We start from the raw sequence: 16,015 nt of genomic DNA, 5'->3' as shown, positions 1-16,015 counted from the left end.
CTGCAGGCTTGCCAGCACGCGGCAGGGCGACCCGAATGGGTCGCCCTGTTTGCGTCTGAGGCAGGCTTGCAGCCCGGCGAGCCTTCGCCCGCGACCGCAGCGCAGTAGTTGTCCAGATGAAAACGCCCCTTTGGTTCCCACAAAGCTTCTTCGCCCGCACCCTGTGGCTGGTGTTGATCGTCGTCCTGTTTTCCAAGGCACTGACCTTGGTGTACCTGTTGATGAACGAGGATGTGCTGGTCGATCGCCAGTACAGCCATGGCGTGGCGCTGACGCTGCGCGCCTACTGGGCGGCCGACGAGGAAAACCGTGAGAAGATCGCCGAAGCCGCCGGCCTGATCCGGGTGACCGGCGCTGGCGTGCCCGAGGGCGAGCAGCACTGGCCCTACAGCGAGATCTACCAGCGCCAGATGCAGGCCGAGCTGGGCGAGGATACCGAAGTACGCCTGCGCATCCATGCACCACCTGCCTTGTGGGTCAACGCGCCCAGCCTGGGCCCGGGCTGGCTGAAGGTTCCGCTGTACCCGCACCCGCTGCGCGGGCAGAAGATCTGGAACGTGCTGGGTTGGTTCCTGGCCATCGGCCTGTTGTCCACCGCTTCGGCATGGATCTTCGTGCGCCAGCTCAACCAGCCTCTCAAGCGCCTGGTGTTCGCCGCCCGGCAACTGGGCCAGGGGCGCAGCGTGCGTCTGCCAATCAGCGATACACCAAGCGAAATGACCGAGGTGTACCGGGCATTCAACCAGATGGCCGAGGATGTCGAGCAGGCCGGGCGCGAGCGTGAACTGATGTTGGCGGGGGTCTCCCATGACCTGCGCACACCGCTGACCCGCTTGCGCCTGTCGCTGTCGCTGTTGGCCAACGACAGCGAGCTGACCGATGACATGGTCCGCGATATCGAGGACATGGACGCCATTCTCGACCAGTTCCTGGCGTTCATCCGTGATGGCCGCGACGAGCCGGTGGAGGAAGCCGACCTGGGCGACCTGGTGCGCGAAGTGGTGGCGCCGTACAACCAGCCCGAGGAGCGGGTGCGGCTGTGCCTGGAGCCGATCCCGCCATTCCCGCTGCGCCGGGTGTCGCTCAAGCGCATGCTGGGCAACCTGATCGGCAACGCCCTGCACCATGCCGGCAAGGGCGTCGAGGTGGCGGCCTATGTATCTGGCGACCAGAGTGCGCCCTATGTGGTGCTCAGTGTGCTGGATCGTGGGGCAGGGATCGACGAGTCGGAGCTGGAGACCATCTTCAACCCGTTCATCCGTGGGGACCGTGCCCGCGGTGGCAAGGGCACCGGCCTGGGGTTGGCGATCGTCAAGCGAATCGCGGCGCAGCATGGTGGGAATGTGGAGCTGCGCAACCGGTCGGGTGGCGGGATCGAGGCGCGGGTGAGGTTGCCGTTGGGGTTGTTGCTGCCGCGTAATGCCGTTTGATCTATACACACCCAATCGCCGGCTAGCCGGCTCCCGCAGGGATGGCGCAAGGCCTCTTATGGGAGCCGGCTCGCCGGCGATTGGGGGTTACCCCTTACCCTTGGTCCGGGTCTGGTTGGGCCCGCCGTTCTTCTCCAGATGCCCGATGATCATCCCGGCCACGTCCTTGCCGGTGGTGACTTCGATGCCTTCCAGCCCAGGCGATGAGTTCACCTCCATCACCAGCGGCCCATGATTGGAGCGCAGGATATCCACGCCGGCCACGCTCAGGCCCATCACCTTGGCCGCGCGAATGGCGGTCATGCGCTCCTCCGGCGTGATCTTGATCAGGCTGGCGACACCGCCGCGGTGCAGGTTGGAGCGGAACTCGCCAGGCTTGGCCTGGCGCTTCATCGAGGCGATGACTTTGTCGCCGACGACGAAGCAGCGGATATCGGCACCGCCCGCTTCCTTGATGTATTCCTGGACCATGATGTTCTGCTTCAGGCCCATGAAGGCCTCGATCACCGACTCGGCGGCCTTGGTGGTTTCGCACAGCACCACGCCGATGCCTTGGGTGCCTTCGAGCACCTTGATCACCAGCGGTGCGCCGTTGACCATCTGGATCAGGTCGGGAATGTCGTCCGGCGAATGGGCGAAGCCTGTGATCGGCAGGCCGACGCCACGTCGCGACAGCAACTGCAGCGAGCGCAGCTTGTCCCGCGAGCGGGCGATGGCCACCGACTCATTGAGCGGGTAGACCCCCATCATCTCGAACTGGCGCAGCACCGCGCAGCCGTAGAAGGTGACCGATGCGCCGATGCGCGGGATCACCGCATCGAAGCCTTCCAGCGGTTTGCCACGGTAGTGGATCTGTGGCTTGTGGCTGGCGATGTTCATGTACGCACGCAAGGTATCGATCACCACCATTTCATGACCGCGCTGGGTACCGGCTTCGACCAGACGGCGGGTGGAATACAGACGCGGGTTGCGCGATAGCACAGCGATCTTCATGCAGCACCTGTAACAGGGGAAAGGGTGGCCGGGAAGGCCGGTTTGTCCTGGACGTACTTCACGCCTGGGTTGACCACCAGTTGGCCGTGGATCAGCGCCTTGGAACCCAGCAGCAACCGGTAGCGCATGTTCTTGCGACAGGCCAGGGTGAACTCCACCTCCCAGACCCGGTCGCCCAACGCCAGCGGTGTGCGGATCACATAGCGGACCTGGGCCTGGCCGTTGGAGCTCTTGATGGTTTTCATCGTGACCAGCGGCGCCTCGCAGCGGCGATGGCGCAGCTGCACTACCGAGCCCAGGTGGGCGGTGAAACGTACCCAGGGCTGGCCGTCGCGCTCGAACGGTTCCACGTCGGTGGCATGCAGGCTGGAGGTGCTGGCGCCGGTATCGATCTTGGCGCGCAGGCCGGCCAAGCCGAGGTCGGGTAGGGCGACCCACTCGCGCAGGCCGATCACAGTCAGATGGTCAAATGTCTTCACGAAACACACCCTGCGGATGAGGTGGTGAACTGTAAGCACGGCGCGGACTTTTTGCATCCGCAAGTTACGGTAGTACAGTTCCGTTAAAGACAGAATTTGAGGTAGTGCAATGGCACACAAGCCGGAAGAAGACGACAAGGTCCGCCTGGACAAATGGCTGTGGGCGGCGCGGTTCTACAAGACCCGCGCCTTGGCCAAGGCAGCGATCGAAAGTGGCAAGGTGCACTGCCGGGGCGAGCGCTGCAAGCCGGGCAAGGAGCCGCGGGTCGGCGATGAATTCGTGCTGCGTACAGGCTTCGACGAGCGCACCGTGGTGGTTAAGGCGCTTTCCGACGTGCGCCGTGGCGCGCCGCAGGCGCAGGCGCTGTACGAGGAAACCCAGGAGAGCGTGCGCAAGCGTGAGCAGGCCGCCGAGATGCGCAAGGCCGGGGCCATGGGCGTCACCACCGACGGGCGCCCGACCAAGAAGCAGCGGCGGCAGATTCACCAGTTGCAGGGCAGTTACGACTGAAAGGCCCAATCGCGGGGCAAGCCCGCTCCCACAGATTGTCAGCGTGGCTGAGGGCAGCAGTGCCCCTGTAGGAGCGGGCTTGTCCCGCGATTGGGCTGCGAAGCAGCCCCGGGTCGATCAGGCACTGCGTATGACGCTCATCCGCCCAACCAGCGGCAACCGCGCCAACACCCCGAACAACGGCGCGGTCCAGCGCAGCAGCGCTGCGCTGGCCTTGGCCACCAGCGGTGTATAGCAGCTCCAAGCCAACGCCAGCAGCGCCATCAGCAGCCCGCCGATATAGTCGTCCTGCCCCCAATGAGCGCCTGCCACCAGGCGCGGCAGCATGAACAGCAGCGCCAGCCCCCAGATTGCCAGGCGCTGCACCAAGCCGCGGCTGAACAGGTTCATGAACAGCGCCCAGATCAGCAGCACCGAGGCGTGGTCACCCGGAAAACTTTGGCTGGAGCGGTCCTTGAGTTCCCATTTCGCTTCCAGGTTCGGGTAGTAGTCGCTCAGGTGCACGACGTTGTCGAAGACCATCGACGGGCTGTTATGTTGCCAGCCCATGATCGCCACCCACTTGGAAAACAGCGCACGAATCACCACTAAGAGAATCAGCGTGACGAGAAAGCCCAGGAAGGCTTCGCGTACCTGACCCGCTTTGAACACCCAATTGCCGCGGATCAATAGGGCCAGCAGGATGAGGCCAACGACGATATCGAATGGGCGCAGGCTGCCGACGGTCCAGATATAGCGCCAGGCCGTGTTGTCGGCCAGCGGTGCATTGAGGCTGTGGAACAGCCATTCGTCGAAAGTCAGGCACAAGATCTGGCCAAAGGGCCATAACCAGAAACACAGTAATGCAACAGACATCAAGGTGCAGGCCAGCAAGGGTCCCCAGGACCACCTTGCTTGGAACAGTGGTCGATTGTCCATAAAATACCTCTATTACCAGCGGGTTCGAGCATCTCGTGAATGCTCTCCAACAGGGCCTCGTAAACCCTTGTAATCATTTTGTCATCATTTTCAGATAGCCAGAACCTATGAGCGATTTGCCCGATACCGATTTCACCCAGCGTTTCATCTTCGACGACCGCGATATCCGCGGCGAGTGGGTGGCGCTCGACCAGAGCTATGCCGACGTCCTGGCCCGTCATCCATACCCGCAACCAGTCGCCTCGCTGCTCGGCGAGCTGATGGCCGCTACCGCCTTGCTGGTAGGTGCGCTCAAGTTCGATGGCCTGCTGATTCTCCAGGCGCGTTCGGCCGGCCCTATCCCCCTGTTGATGGTGGAATGCTCGGGCGAACGTGATATCCGTGGCATGGCACGCTACGAGGAAGATCAGATTCCTGCTGACGCGACCCTGGCCCAGCTGATGCCCGACGGCCACCTGACCTTGACCATCGACCCGGTCAAAGGCCAACGCTACCAAGGTACCGTCGACCTCGATGGCATCAACCTGTCCGAATGCTTCACCAACTACTTCGTGCAGTCGCAGCAGCTCAACACCCGCTTCTGGCTCAACGCCGAGGGCGGCAAGGCGCGTGGCCTGCTACTGCAGCAACTGCCCCGCGACCGCCAGCCTGACGACGAAGAACGTGAGGAAAGCTGGCAGCATGTGGTAGCCCTGGCCAGCACGTTGAAGCCTGAAGAGTGGCCGCTGGACAACGAAACGCTGCTGCATCGCCTCTACCACGAAGATGCCGTGCGCCTGTTCGACATCCAGCCGCTGCGCTTCCGCTGCAGCTGCTCGCGCGAGCGCTCCGGCAACGCCCTGGTCAGCCTCGGCGAGCAGGATGCCAAGGCGCTGGTCGAGGAATGCGGCGGCAAGGTCGAGATCGATTGCCAGTTCTGCAACGAACGCTATTTCTTCGATACGAGCGATGTGGCGCAATTGTTTGCCGGTGGCGGCACCGAGCTCCCGTCAGATACTCAGCACTGAAACGTTTAACTACAGGGAAATCTCCTGTCGAATTGCGCAAAAGCGCAGTTCTGACAGGAGGGGCCTACTTTTTTTGGGCTTTTCTGGCATAATCCGGCCACTTTTTTCGCTGTAGTAGTTTAAAACAGACGACTACAAAACGTTTGGAGCACTCGGCCTCGGGCCGGATGGGGTATCTCATGACGCAAGCCAACAACACCGTGTACACCGACCTGACCGTCGATGAACTGGTAAAAGAAGCGCTGTCCCGCGGTGAAGGCGAGCTGGCCGATACTGGCGCGCTGGTCGTGAAAACCGGTCACCGTACCGGTCGTTCGCCGGCAGACCGTTTCATCGTCGACGAGCCCAGCACTTCCTCCGCCATCGCCTGGGGGCCGATCAACCGCAAGTTCCCGGCTGACAAGTTCGATGCCCTGTGGGCCCGCGTCGAGGCGTTCAACAACGCCCAGGAACACTTCGTTTCCCACGTTCACGTAGGCGCTGCCGCCGAGCACTACCTGGCAGTCAAGATGACCACCCAGACTGCCTGGCAGAACCTGTTCGGCCGTTGCCTGTTCATCAACCCGGCCCAGTACAATCCGGCAGGCCGTGAAGAGTGGCAGGTCCTGAACGTCGCCAACTTCGAATGTGTCCCCGAGCGCGACGGTACCAACTCCGACGGCTGCGTCATCATCAACTTCGCCCAGAAGAAGGTGCTGATCGCCGGCATGCGCTATGCCGGTGAAATGAAGAAAGCCATGTTCTCCGTGCAGAACTTCCTGCTGCCAGCTGCCGACGTGCTGCCGATGCACTGCGCGGCCAACATCGGCGAAGCGGGCGACGTGACCCTGTTCTTCGGCCTGTCCGGCACTGGCAAGACCACCCTGTCGGCCGACGAAAGCCGCTACCTGATCGGTGACGACGAGCACGGTTGGGGCGAGGGCGTGGTCTTCAACATCGAAGGCGGCTGCTACGCCAAGTGCATCGACCTGTCCGAGAAGAACGAACCGGTCATCTGGAAAGCCATCAAGCATGGCGCGGTGCTGGAGAACGTCGTGCTCGACGACGCCAAGCACGCCGACTACGCCGACGGCAGCCTGACCCAGAACAGCCGCGCCGCCTACCCGCTGGAGCACGTCGAGAAGCGTTCCGAGAAGAACCTGGGCGGCGAGCCGAATGCGGTCATCTTCCTGACTTGCGACCTGACCGGCGTACTGCCTCCTGTGTCGATCCTGAACAACGAGCAGGCGGCCTACCACTTCCTGTCCGGCTACACCGCGCTGGTCGGCTCCACCGAAATGGGCTCGGGCGGCGGCATCAAGTCGACCTTCTCCACCTGCTTCGGCGCCCCGTTCTTCCCGCGCCCGGCCGGCGAATATGCCGAGCTGCTGATCAAGCGCATCAAGGGCTTCGGCTCCAAGGTCTATCTGGTCAACACCGGCTGGACCGGTGGTGGCTACGGCGTTGGCAAGCGCTTCAGCATCCCGACCACCCGTGCCGTGATCGCCGCGATCCAGAGCGGTGCCTTGGTCGGTGCCGAGACCGAGCACCTGGACATCATCAACCTGGACGTGCCGAAGGCCGTGCCGGGCGTCGAAACCGTCCTGCTCAACCCGCGCAACACCTGGGCTGACCCGGCTGCCTACGACGAAGCCGCCAAGGGCTTGGCCAAGCTGTTCATCGAGAACTTCCAGAAGTTCGATGTCTCCGAGGCCATCAAGGCCGCAGGCCCGCAGCTGTAAGCTGTAGCCGGCACGGATCAAGAAGCCGCCCTTCGGGGCGGCTTTTTTGTATCCGATACGAGTGCAATGGTAAGGTCGCTGAAGCTAGGTCGGGCCGCCACTCCTTGGCCCGGCACGATGCTTTCTTCACTTTGGGTAACCAAGCCTGGGTAACCTATGACCGAATCCCCTCAGCGCAGCCATTTCAACCATTTCCATCCCATCCTCACCCGCCCGCAGGATAACGACCTCAATGGCCACATCGCTGGCGCCACGGTGCATGGCTACTTCGAGACGGCGCTGCAGGCGTTCCTCGTGGAGCAGGCCGAGCTGGACCTGCGTGACGGCGAGCTGGCTGGGGTGGTGATCAGTTCGGCGGCGCAGTTCTATGCCCTGCCAGGGTTTCCTGATGTGCTGGAAGTGGGCCTGGGCGTGGCGCGCCTGGCGGGCAGTACCGTGGAATACCGCCTGGCGCTGTTTCGCCCCGGCGAGGCGCAGGCCCTGGCGGCGGGTACCTTGGTGCAGGTGTTCGTGGAGCGTGCGTCGGGCCAGCCGGTGGCCTTGGCCGATACATTGCGCATGACCCTGGCGGGCCTGCAGCTCAACGGCTGATCATCGACCCACCGCAAACGAAAAGGCCCTGCCGGTCAGGGCAGGGCCTTCTTGTGGACTGAGCTGTTCAGCGATCAGTCGTCATAACGCCAGTGGCGCTTGTGCTTGTGCTTGCGGTGGCCGTAGTGGTGGCCGCGGTCCCAGTGGCGGCGGCCATCATAGTCGCGACGATAACGGCGACGATCGTCCCAATCGTCTTCGTCGGCCCTGTTGCCCAGGTAGTTACCCAGCGCACCACCGACGCCACCGCCTGCGGCTGCACCAATGTGGCTACCGGTGGTGCCCCCCATCGAACGACCGACCACGTTACCGCCGGCAGCGCCCAGAGCGCCACCGATGGCGGCCTCACCGCGCTGGCGCTTGTCGGCACCCAGGGCACCGCCGGCCGCGCCGCCCAGGCCGGCACCAATGGCGCCGCCGGTGCTACCACCGATGGAGTTGCCCACTACGGAGCCGAGTACCCCACCCAATGCGCCGCCAATGCCGGCCTCGGTATTGCCGCCTGCCATGGCAACGCCGCTGAGCAGGCTGAAGGACAACAACAGAATCGAGGAGTACTTCTTCATTCAAGAGAGCCTCATAGGGATGACGAGGCGAATGTGAGGCTCGGCGAGGCGTCTGGCAATTGAAATCCGACGAGTAGCACGAGTTGTACACAATTCTCTAACTTATTGTTTTCTATATGGAACTTTCTTCATTTTCGCGTGTCTGAGCTATTTGAAACCAAGCCCTGCCCACCCCGGACAGGGCTTTTTTCATGGCTGTTTGCCAGCCTCCATGACCGGGCTGAACACGCGCGGCGGGCTGTGCTTGGGCAGGTGGATCAGGTTGAGGTTGTGTTTGCGCGCCCATTGCAGCGCCAGGCCGGTAGGGGCCGAGAGGCTGACCAGGGTCTGGATGCCGGCACGCAACACTTTCTGGATCAGTTCCAGGCTGCAGCGGCTGGTGACGATGGCCAGGCCGCCGTCGGTGTCGATGCGCTGGCGCAGCAGGGCGCCGATCAGCTTGTCCAGGGCATTGTGCCGGCCGATATCTTCGCGGCCCATGAGCAGTTGGCCTTGTCGGTCCATGAACAGGGCGGCATGCACCGCGCCGCAATGCTGTCCCAACGGTTGGTAGGCATCGATGCGTTGGCGAAGGCCGGCCAGCCATTGGGCTGGCGGCAGCGGTGCACCGGGCAGTTCGGCCAGCTCCGGCAACGCCTGCTCCAGGGCTTCGACGCCACACAGGCCGCAACCGCTGGTGCCGGCCAACTGGCGGCGCTGGTTCTTCAGGTTCCAGAACGCACGGCTGGAGATCTCCAGGTCCGCATACAAGGCCGAGCCGCTGCCGGACAGCTTCACGTCATAGATTTCATCGGTGCTTTCGACAATGCCGCTGCCGACACTGAAGCCGACCGCGAAGTCTTCCAGGTCGGTGGGGCTGACCAGCATCACCGCCTGGTTCAGGCCGTTGTAGGCGATGGCCAGGGCGACTTCCTCGGCGAGCGGGGTCGAGTCTGCTGCACCATCGGTGAGCTGCACGTAGTCGTAGGTATTGCTGGCGGCCGGCAGGGCAGCAGGCAGGGACGCCGCGCAGACCGGGGGTTTGCTGTTCATCAGGGCGGATCACCGGCGGCTTTTGTTACGGCACAAGCCTATGCCCCTGGGGCAGTGGCGTCCAGTTGCCAGGTTCTATGCCGTGATAGAGCAGGTTGATCGGTTTCCGGGCGGCAGAGTGGGCAAAGCTGTCCTAGACTCCTGCTTCCTGGAATTCACCATCAAGGAGTGTGACATGAGCCTGTTCAGTTTCGTGAAGGAAGCCGGCGAAAAGCTGATCGACCTGCTGACACCCGGTAACGCCAATGCCGAGGAGCAACTCAAGAAGCATGTGGAAAGCGTTGGCCTGGGCAACCCGAACATTTCCGCCACGGTCGAGGGCGACAAGATCATTCTCAAGGGCGAGGTTGCCAGCCAGGAGGAGAAGGAAAAGATCATCCTGGCTGCGGGCAACATCGACGGCGTCGCCACGGTGGATGACCAGATCACCGTCACCGGGCCGGTGGCCCAGGCAGCGCGCTTCGTCACGGTGAAAAAGGGCGACACCCTCAGTGCCATCGCCAAGGCCGAGTACGGCGATGCCAACCAGTACAACAAGATCTTCGAGGCCAACAAGCCGATGCTCAAGCACCCGGACAAGATCTACCCGGGGCAGGTGCTGCGTATTCCTGACTGACCCTATGCCGTAACCTGTACCGGCCCTAGCGCGGGACAAGCCCGCACCCATAGGGGCAGCATTCTCTCGTGCCCGTTGCAAGGCAATTGGTGTGACGGTGGCCCCTACGGGAGCGGGTTTATCCGCGAATCCTTCTCACAGTCCCGCCAGCAACGCCCGGTAATCCTCCACCGCCGCGAACTCCTGGGTATCGCGTGGTCCCGCCTTGCTGTCGGGTTCGCGCACCGCCAGCAAGTGCTGCACACCAAAGCGCCGTGCACTGCGCAGAATCGCCAGGGTATCGTCGATGAACAGGCTGCGCGCGGGCTCGAAGCCGATATCCGCCTGCAGCGCATCCCAGAACTGCGCGCTTTCCTTCGGGTAACCATAGTCATGGGAGCTGATCAGCCGCTCGAAGTACGGCGCCAGCTCCACCCGCTCCAGCTTCAGCGACAGCGAGTCGCGGTGGGCGTTGGTGATCAATATCACCCGTTTGTTGGCCTTGCGCAGCGCCTCGAGGAAGGTGTCGGCATCCGGGCGCAGGGCGATCAGGTCGGCGATTTCCTGCTTGAGCTCGCGGATCGGCAGCTTCAGCTCGCGGCTCCAGAAGTCCAGGCAGTACCAGTTCAGGGTACCGGCGTTGCGCTCGAACAATGGCTGCAGCTCCAGCTCCGCCATGGCCCGGCTGATGCCGTGCAGCTCGGCATAGCGCTGGGGCAGGTGTTCCAGCCAGAACTGGTTGTCGTAGTGCAGGTCGAGCAGGGTGCCATCCATGTCCAGCAGGACGGTATCGATGGCGGACCAGGGAAGAACAGGCATGGGAAACTCTCATCGGTCGGCAAGCCACGGTATAGTAACCCGTTCACGCCAAGGAGCCGCCCCATGCGCCAGAAACCCACCGTACTCGCTCGCGAAATCGTCGCCAGCAGCCGCCTGTTCCGCGTCGAAGCCGTGCAGTTGCGCTTTTCCAACGGCACCGAGCGGACCTACGAGCGCCTGGTTGGCCGCGGTAACGGCTATGGTGCGGTGATGGTGGTGGCGATGCTCGACGCCGAGCATGCGGTACTGGTGGAGGAGTACTGCGGCGGCACCGACGAATATGAATTGTCGTTGCCCAAGGGCCTGATCGAGCCGGGGGAGGACGTGCTGGCGGCCGCCAACCGTGAGCTCAAGGAGGAGGCGGGTTTCGGCGCGCACCAGCTGGAGCACCTGACCGAGCTGTCGCTCTCGCCTGGCTACATGAGCCAGAAGATCCAGGTGGTGCTGGCCACCGACCTTTATGAAGAACGCCTCGAGGGTGACGAGCCCGAGCCGATGCGTGTGGACAAGGTCAACCTGCGCGAGCTGTCGGCCCTGGCCATGCACCCGCAGTTTTCCGAAGGCCGGGCCCTGGCGGCGCTGTACCTGGCCCGTGACCTGCTGATCCAGCGGGGGCAGTTGAGCGCATGAACGACCAGCAGCTGATGCTCGAAGTGGTAAAGCTGGCCCGCCTGGCTGGCGAGGCGATCCTGCCGTTCTGGCGTGCCAATGTGGCGGTGACCAACAAGGCGGACGATTCGCCGGTGACCGCGGCCGACCTCGCTGCCCACCGGGTGATCGCCGATGGCTTGCAGGCCTTGGCGCCGCACATCCCGGTCCTGTCCGAAGAAGACTGCGACATCGCTCTGGGCGAGCGCCGGGCCTGGACACGCTGGTGGTTGGTCGACCCCCTGGACGGCACCAAGGAGTTCATCGCTGGCAGCGAGGAGTTCACGGTCAACATCGCCTTGATCGAGCACGGCGAGGTAGTGTTCGGCGTGGTGTCGATGCCGACCAACGGCTGCTGTTATTTCGGCGGCCGCCAGTTGGGTGCATGGCGCGCGCAAGCGGGCGCCGAGGCCGAGCCGATCCAGGTGCGCCGTCAACCGCCAGAGGAAGGGCGTTTCACCGTTGTGGCCAGCAAACGGCATTCCAGCCCGCAGCAGGAGGCGTTGCTGGGTGGGTTGGGCAGTGCGGTCGGGGAGCTGGAGCTGGCCAACGTGGGCAGCTCGCTGAAGTTCTGCCTGCTGGCCGAAGGGGCCGCCGATTGCTATCCACGGCTGGCGCCGACGTCTCAATGGGATACTGCCGCCGCCCAGGGCGTGCTCGAAGGCGCTGGGGGCGAGGTGATCGGCCTTGATGGCGCGCCGTTCCGCTATCCGGCGCGTGAATCGTTGCTCAACCCGTTCTTCCTCGCCTTGCCGGCTGCGGCGCCGTGGCGTGCGGCACTGTTGCAGTTGGCCGCTGCGATCGGTTGAGTTGGCGGGGCGCTGTGCGGCCCATCGCAGGCTCCGCCAGCTCCCACCTGTCCCGCGAAAGGGGCGCGAAGCGGCCCCCTATGTCAGCGATGCAACACGTACTGCCCGCTGAATTTCACGGCAGGCGCGTCACTGCCAGCATTGCACACCACCGTCTCGAGGGTCAGCCGCGCCCGCCCTCGGCGCTGGTACATCGCCAGGAAGCGCTCCCAGGTCTTCTCGTCAGGCGCCGGGCAACTGGCGACAGCCGCCCCGGTGACCGGTAGCGGATAGCTGATCTGGCCTTCCTGGATGACGATATGCCCATCGTCGATACCCAGTTCGCGCAGACGCAGGTGCAACCAGCCCCAGCCCACCAGCACTGCGGCGCAATACAGGCTGCCGCCGAACATGGTGCTCTTGTGGTTGACGTTGGGCGCCAGCGGCAACTGCAGGCGCAGGCGCTGGTCGTGCCAGTCGATGACGGCCATGCCCATCTCGCGGGTCAGGGGGATGTCGTTATGCAGTACGGACTGCAGGTACTGGCTGTCGCTGGTCATGGGCGGTTGTCCTCCGGGTCGTCTTGCCCGCTGGCGCTGTCGGCGAAGCTCAGGCCGTGCTTGCGCAGCTTGTCGTGCAGGGTCTTGCGCGGAATGCCGAGGGCTTCGGCCAGGCTGCGCATGGAGCTGTGCGGCTGAGCCAGTTCGGCAGCGATCAGCGAGCGCTCGAAATGCTCGACCTGTTCGCTGAGGTTGCCGGTGCGCACAGGGTCGGCGGTGGCGGGGGCAGCAGGCGCCTGGCCATCGAGGGCCAGCTCCAGGCCCAGGGCGAAGCGTTCGGCGGCGTTCTGCAGCTCGCGCACATTGCCTGGCCAGTCGTGGCGCAGCAGCAGGGCGCGATGGGCGGGTTGCAGATGGTTGGCCGGCAGGCCATGGCGCTGGCTGGCGGCATCGGCGAAATGCTGGAACAGCACCAGGATATCGTCGCCGCGCTCGCGCAGGGGCGGGATGCGCAGGGGGGCCACGTTCAGGCGGTAGTACAGGTCGGCGCGGAAGCGCCCTTGGTCGGCGGCCTGGCGCAGGTCTTCCTTGGTGGCGGCGATGATACGGATATCCAGCGGGATCAGCTGGTTGCCGCCCAGGCGCTCCACCACGCGCTCCTGCAGAAGGCGCAGCAGCTTGACCTGTACATCCAGGCTCATGCTTTCGATTTCGTCGAGGAACAGCGTGCCCCCGTTGGCGAACTCGAACTTGCCGATACGGCGCTTCTGCGCCCCGGTAAAGGCGCCCGGCTCATGGCCGAACAGTTCGCTTTCGACCACCGACTCGGCCAGCGCGCCGGCATTGATCGCCACGAACGGGCCGTCGCGACGGCTCGACAGGTCGTGCAGGGCGCGGGCCACGACTTCTTTGCCGGCACCGGTTTCGCCAAGGATCAGCACGTCGGCGCGGGTCGCAGCCAGGGCGCCGATCTGCTCGCGCAGGCGCTGCATGGCCGGCGACTGGCCGACCAGGCGCGCGGACAGCTCCTGGCGGTCGCTCAGGGCCAGGCGCAGGCTGCGGTTGTCCAGCACCAGGCGGCGCAGGGCCAAGGCGCGGCGCACGCTGTCGAGCAAGGCATCGCTGGCGAAGGGTTTTTCCAGGAAGTCATAGGCGCCGGCGCGCATGGCCTGCACGGCCAGCGGTACATCGCCGTGGCCGGTGATCAGCAGCACCGGCAGTTCGTTGTCGCGTCCGTGCAGTTGCTCCAGCAGTTGCAGGCCATCGATGCCGGGCATGCGGATGTCGCTGACCACCACGCCGGGCCAGTCCGGTTCGATGCGCTCGGCCAGCCCCTGGGCATCGGCCAGGGCCACGACCTTGAGCCCGGCCAGGTCCAGGGTCTGGCCCAGGGCCTGGCGCAGGTGCGGATCGTCGTCCACCAGGATGACCTGGGTGCGGCTGTCGATCTGTGTCTCGGTCGTCATGCCGAGGGGTCCTCCGAAGATTGCAGGTTGGCGCCGGGCTTGGCCACGCGCAGTCGCAGGGTCAGCAGGGCGCCGCCTTCCGGGTGGTTACCCAGCAGCAGCTCGCCGCCCAGGGCATGCATCAGGCTTTCGCAGATGGCCAGCCCCAACCCCAGGCCCTGGGTGCGGGTCTTGGTGGTGAAGAAGGGCTCCTTGGCATGCTCCAGGGCCTGGCGGCTGAAACCCGGGCCATTGTCGCGAATGTACAGGTAGACGCAGTCATCCTGGCGTTCGGCACTGAGCCATAGCTTGCGTGGGTTGGCTTTTTCGGTGAGTGCGTCGAGGGCGTTGGCCAACAGGTTGCCAAGTACCTGGCGCAGGCGCGTTTCGCCGGCCTGCACCCAGAGTGTGGCCTCGGGCAGGTCGCGTACCAGCTCCACGGCCATGGCCCGGCGGCGCTTGGCCAGCAGCGCCAGGGCGTCGTCCAGCGCCGGCTGCAGGGCCACGCTTTCCGGCGCGTGCTGGTCGCGGCGGGCAAAGGCACGCAGGTGGGTGATGATCGAGGCCATGCGACCGGTCAGCTCGCCGATCAGCTTGAGGTTGCCGCGTACGTCCTCGGTGCGCTGGTGGTCCAGGAGGATCTCGGCGTTCTCGGCATAGCTGCGGATCGCCGCCAGGGGCTGGTTGAGTTCATGGCTGATGCTCGCCGACATGGTGCCGAGCACCGATAACTTGCCCGCCTGGACCAGTTCATCCTGGGCGCGCACCAGCTCCTGCTGGGCCTGTTCGCGCTCGAGCACTTCCTTCTTCAGCCGGGTATTGAGGCCTTCGAGGTCGGCGGTGCGCTCCATGACGCGTTGTTCAAGCTGCTGGCGCCCGCGCGCCTCGAAGTCGATGCGGTCGATGTAGTGGCGCCGACGCTGCATCACCAGGCCGGCCAGCAGCATCAGCACCAGCAAGGCGCCGGCACCGATGGCCATGACCGTCTGTACCGAGCGATCGACCAGGATACGCGGGGCCAGGATGCTGACCTGCCAGCCGGTTTCCTTGATGTCGCGGGTCTGTACCAGCCAGGCGGCGGGGTTGAGATTCAGCGGCTGGGGCGCCTGGGTCGGGTAGGGCTGGATGGCGACGATCGCCTCGCGCTCGGCCGGGGTCAGCTCACGGGTGGCGCGGAAACGCCAGTCCGGGCGGGAGGTCAGGACCACCACGCCGTTCTGGTCGGTCAGCAGCAGTTGCTCGGGCGTACGCCCCCACAGGGTCTCGGTGTGGTCGAGGTCGACCTTGACCACCAACACGCCCACGACCTTGTCCCGGTCATGCACTGCCGCAGCGAAGAAGTAGCCGCGCTTGGCCGAAGTGGTACCCTGGCCGAAGAAGCGCCCCAGGCGCCCGTCCATGGCTTCGAGGAAGTAGGGGCGGAAGGCGAAGTTGCGGCCCACGAAGCTGTCGTGCTTGTCCCAGTTGGACGCCGCCAGGGTATTGCCGCTGACATCCATCAGGTACATCACCTCGGCGCCGGTCTGCTTGGCGATTTCCTTGAGCAGGCGGTTGGCGTTGGTGATCGCCTCGGTCTTGAACGGGTCGTGCAGCGCACCGCGCAGGGCCGGCAGGTCGCCGAGGATGCGCGGCAGGGTCTCGTAGCGGTGCAGGGTGCCCAGCAGGTTGGCGACATAGAGGTCGAGGGTCTGGCGATTCTGCGAGGCCAGCTCATCCTGGTAGTAGCGCTCGGCCAGGTGATGCAGCGGCCAGAGCAGGGGTGCCAGGCACAGGGCCAGCAGGGCGAGGCTGCGCCAGCGTGGGCGTCGTGGAGGCGTTTGGGTTTGAATCATCTATCGGGCGCCAGAAGGATCTGGCGCAATTATGCGCTACTTGCGTCTGTCCATCAGCGCCGCATAGCCATGCTTTTGTCATCGGCCTCTTGTATATCGCCGTGAGCAGTGGCGATATAGGCGACAAAAAAACCGAGGTT

The 16,015-nt window shown here is 64.4% G+C and carries 17 protein-coding genes; 8 read left to right on the top strand and 9 right to left on the bottom strand.

The window, feature by feature from the left end:
- The first annotated feature begins 116 nt into the window (after window positions 1–116).
- A complete protein-coding gene (locus AC1MHZ_RS02245) occupies window positions 117–1,430 on the top strand; it encodes an ATP-binding protein (RefSeq protein ID WP_084853681.1) in 1,314 nt (437 codons plus the stop codon).
- Window positions 1,431–1,517: 87 nt separating this feature from the next.
- Here the strand turns inward: AC1MHZ_RS02245 and rimK are convergent, their stop codons facing one another.
- Window positions 1,518–2,423, bottom strand: a complete 906-nt coding sequence (rimK, locus tag AC1MHZ_RS02240; protein ID WP_084853683.1) for a 30S ribosomal protein S6--L-glutamate ligase — start codon at window positions 2,421–2,423, stop codon at window positions 1,518–1,520.
- Window positions 2,420–2,902, bottom strand: a complete 483-nt coding sequence (rimB, locus tag AC1MHZ_RS02235; RefSeq protein WP_084853684.1) for a retropepsin-like aspartic endopeptidase RimB — start codon at window positions 2,900–2,902, stop codon at window positions 2,420–2,422. Before rimB ends, rimK begins: the two co-directional genes overlap by 4 nt.
- A 109-nt stretch (window positions 2,903–3,011) precedes the next feature.
- Here rimB and AC1MHZ_RS02230 point away from each other — a divergent pair, with 109 nt between their 5' ends.
- Window positions 3,012–3,413, top strand: coding sequence for an RNA-binding S4 domain-containing protein (locus AC1MHZ_RS02230; RefSeq protein ID WP_084853686.1), 402 nt, complete (start codon window positions 3,012–3,014; stop codon window positions 3,411–3,413).
- A 117-nt stretch (window positions 3,414–3,530) separates the two neighbouring features.
- On the opposite strand, the gene AC1MHZ_RS02225 is transcribed toward AC1MHZ_RS02230, so the two are convergent.
- Window positions 3,531–4,331 (bottom strand): phosphatase PAP2 family protein, encoded by an 801-nt coding sequence (locus AC1MHZ_RS02225; protein ID WP_482965979.1) that lies wholly within the window; start codon window positions 4,329–4,331, stop codon window positions 3,531–3,533.
- 107 nt (window positions 4,332–4,438) lie between these two features.
- Between AC1MHZ_RS02225 and hslO the strand changes: the two genes are divergently transcribed.
- The 3 genes from hslO to AC1MHZ_RS02210 all read left to right on the top strand — a co-directional run bounded on the left by hslO (window position 4,439) and on the right by AC1MHZ_RS02210 (window position 7,650).
- On the top strand, window positions 4,439–5,338 hold the full coding sequence (gene hslO, locus AC1MHZ_RS02220; protein WP_084853690.1) for an Hsp33 family molecular chaperone HslO: 900 nt from the start codon (window positions 4,439–4,441) through the stop codon (window positions 5,336–5,338).
- A gap of 179 nt (window positions 5,339–5,517) precedes the next feature.
- Window positions 5,518–7,059 (top strand): phosphoenolpyruvate carboxykinase, encoded by a 1,542-nt coding sequence (locus tag AC1MHZ_RS02215; protein WP_084853691.1) that lies wholly within the window; start codon window positions 5,518–5,520, stop codon window positions 7,057–7,059.
- Window positions 7,060–7,215: 156 nt separating this feature from the next.
- Window positions 7,216–7,650 (top strand): acyl-CoA thioesterase, encoded by a 435-nt coding sequence (locus AC1MHZ_RS02210; protein WP_465001553.1) that lies wholly within the window; start codon window positions 7,216–7,218, stop codon window positions 7,648–7,650.
- A gap of 74 nt (window positions 7,651–7,724) precedes the next feature.
- Here the strand turns inward: AC1MHZ_RS02210 and AC1MHZ_RS02205 are convergent, their stop codons facing one another.
- Window positions 7,725–8,216 (bottom strand): glycine zipper domain-containing protein, encoded by a 492-nt coding sequence (locus AC1MHZ_RS02205; protein ID WP_084853694.1) that lies wholly within the window; start codon window positions 8,214–8,216, stop codon window positions 7,725–7,727.
- Window positions 8,217–8,405: 189 nt separating this feature from the next.
- Window positions 8,406–9,248, bottom strand: coding sequence for a formate dehydrogenase accessory sulfurtransferase FdhD (gene fdhD, locus AC1MHZ_RS02200; protein ID WP_084853696.1), 843 nt, complete (start codon window positions 9,246–9,248; stop codon window positions 8,406–8,408).
- A 175-nt stretch (window positions 9,249–9,423) separates the two neighbouring features.
- On the opposite strand from fdhD, the gene lysM reads away from it, so the two are divergent.
- Complete coding sequence (lysM, locus tag AC1MHZ_RS02195) at window positions 9,424–9,864, top strand: peptidoglycan-binding protein LysM (protein ID WP_224457320.1); 441 nt, start codon at window positions 9,424–9,426, stop codon at window positions 9,862–9,864.
- A 135-nt stretch (window positions 9,865–9,999) separates the two neighbouring features.
- Here the strand turns inward: lysM and yrfG are convergent, their stop codons facing one another.
- Window positions 10,000–10,662: a GMP/IMP nucleotidase gene (gene yrfG, locus AC1MHZ_RS02190; RefSeq protein WP_084853699.1), complete on the bottom strand. Its 663-nt coding sequence runs from the start codon at window positions 10,660–10,662 to the stop codon at window positions 10,000–10,002.
- 63 nt (window positions 10,663–10,725) lie between these two features.
- On the opposite strand from yrfG, the gene nudE reads away from it, so the two are divergent.
- Complete coding sequence (gene nudE / locus AC1MHZ_RS02185) at window positions 10,726–11,292, top strand: ADP compounds hydrolase NudE (RefSeq protein WP_084853701.1); 567 nt, start codon at window positions 10,726–10,728, stop codon at window positions 11,290–11,292.
- A complete protein-coding gene (cysQ, locus tag AC1MHZ_RS02180; protein ID WP_368828781.1) occupies window positions 11,289–12,119 on the top strand; it encodes a 3'(2'),5'-bisphosphate nucleotidase CysQ in 831 nt (276 codons plus the stop codon). Before nudE ends, cysQ begins: the two co-directional genes overlap by 4 nt.
- Window positions 12,120–12,202: 83 nt before the next feature.
- On the opposite strand, the gene AC1MHZ_RS02175 is transcribed toward cysQ, so the two are convergent.
- From AC1MHZ_RS02175 to AC1MHZ_RS02165, 3 genes are read right to left on the bottom strand one after another with little or no spacing between them, the layout of a single operon-like run.
- On the bottom strand, window positions 12,203–12,658 hold the full coding sequence (locus tag AC1MHZ_RS02175) for a thioesterase domain-containing protein (RefSeq protein WP_084853704.1): 456 nt from the start codon (window positions 12,656–12,658) through the stop codon (window positions 12,203–12,205).
- Window positions 12,655–14,064: a sigma-54-dependent transcriptional regulator gene (locus AC1MHZ_RS02170; RefSeq protein WP_084853705.1), complete on the bottom strand. Its 1,410-nt coding sequence runs from the start codon at window positions 14,062–14,064 to the stop codon at window positions 12,655–12,657. The genes AC1MHZ_RS02175 and AC1MHZ_RS02170 overlap by 4 nt, the downstream gene beginning before the upstream one ends.
- Window positions 14,061–15,875: a sensor histidine kinase gene (locus AC1MHZ_RS02165; protein WP_084853707.1), complete on the bottom strand. Its 1,815-nt coding sequence runs from the start codon at window positions 15,873–15,875 to the stop codon at window positions 14,061–14,063. Before AC1MHZ_RS02165 ends, AC1MHZ_RS02170 begins: the two co-directional genes overlap by 4 nt.
- Window positions 15,876–16,015 lie beyond the last annotated feature (140 nt).

Source organism: Pseudomonas sp. FA-1, assembly GCF_056856075.1.
Note: the sequence above shows the minus strand (reverse complement) of the source record. Positions and strands in the feature narration are given on the sequence as shown.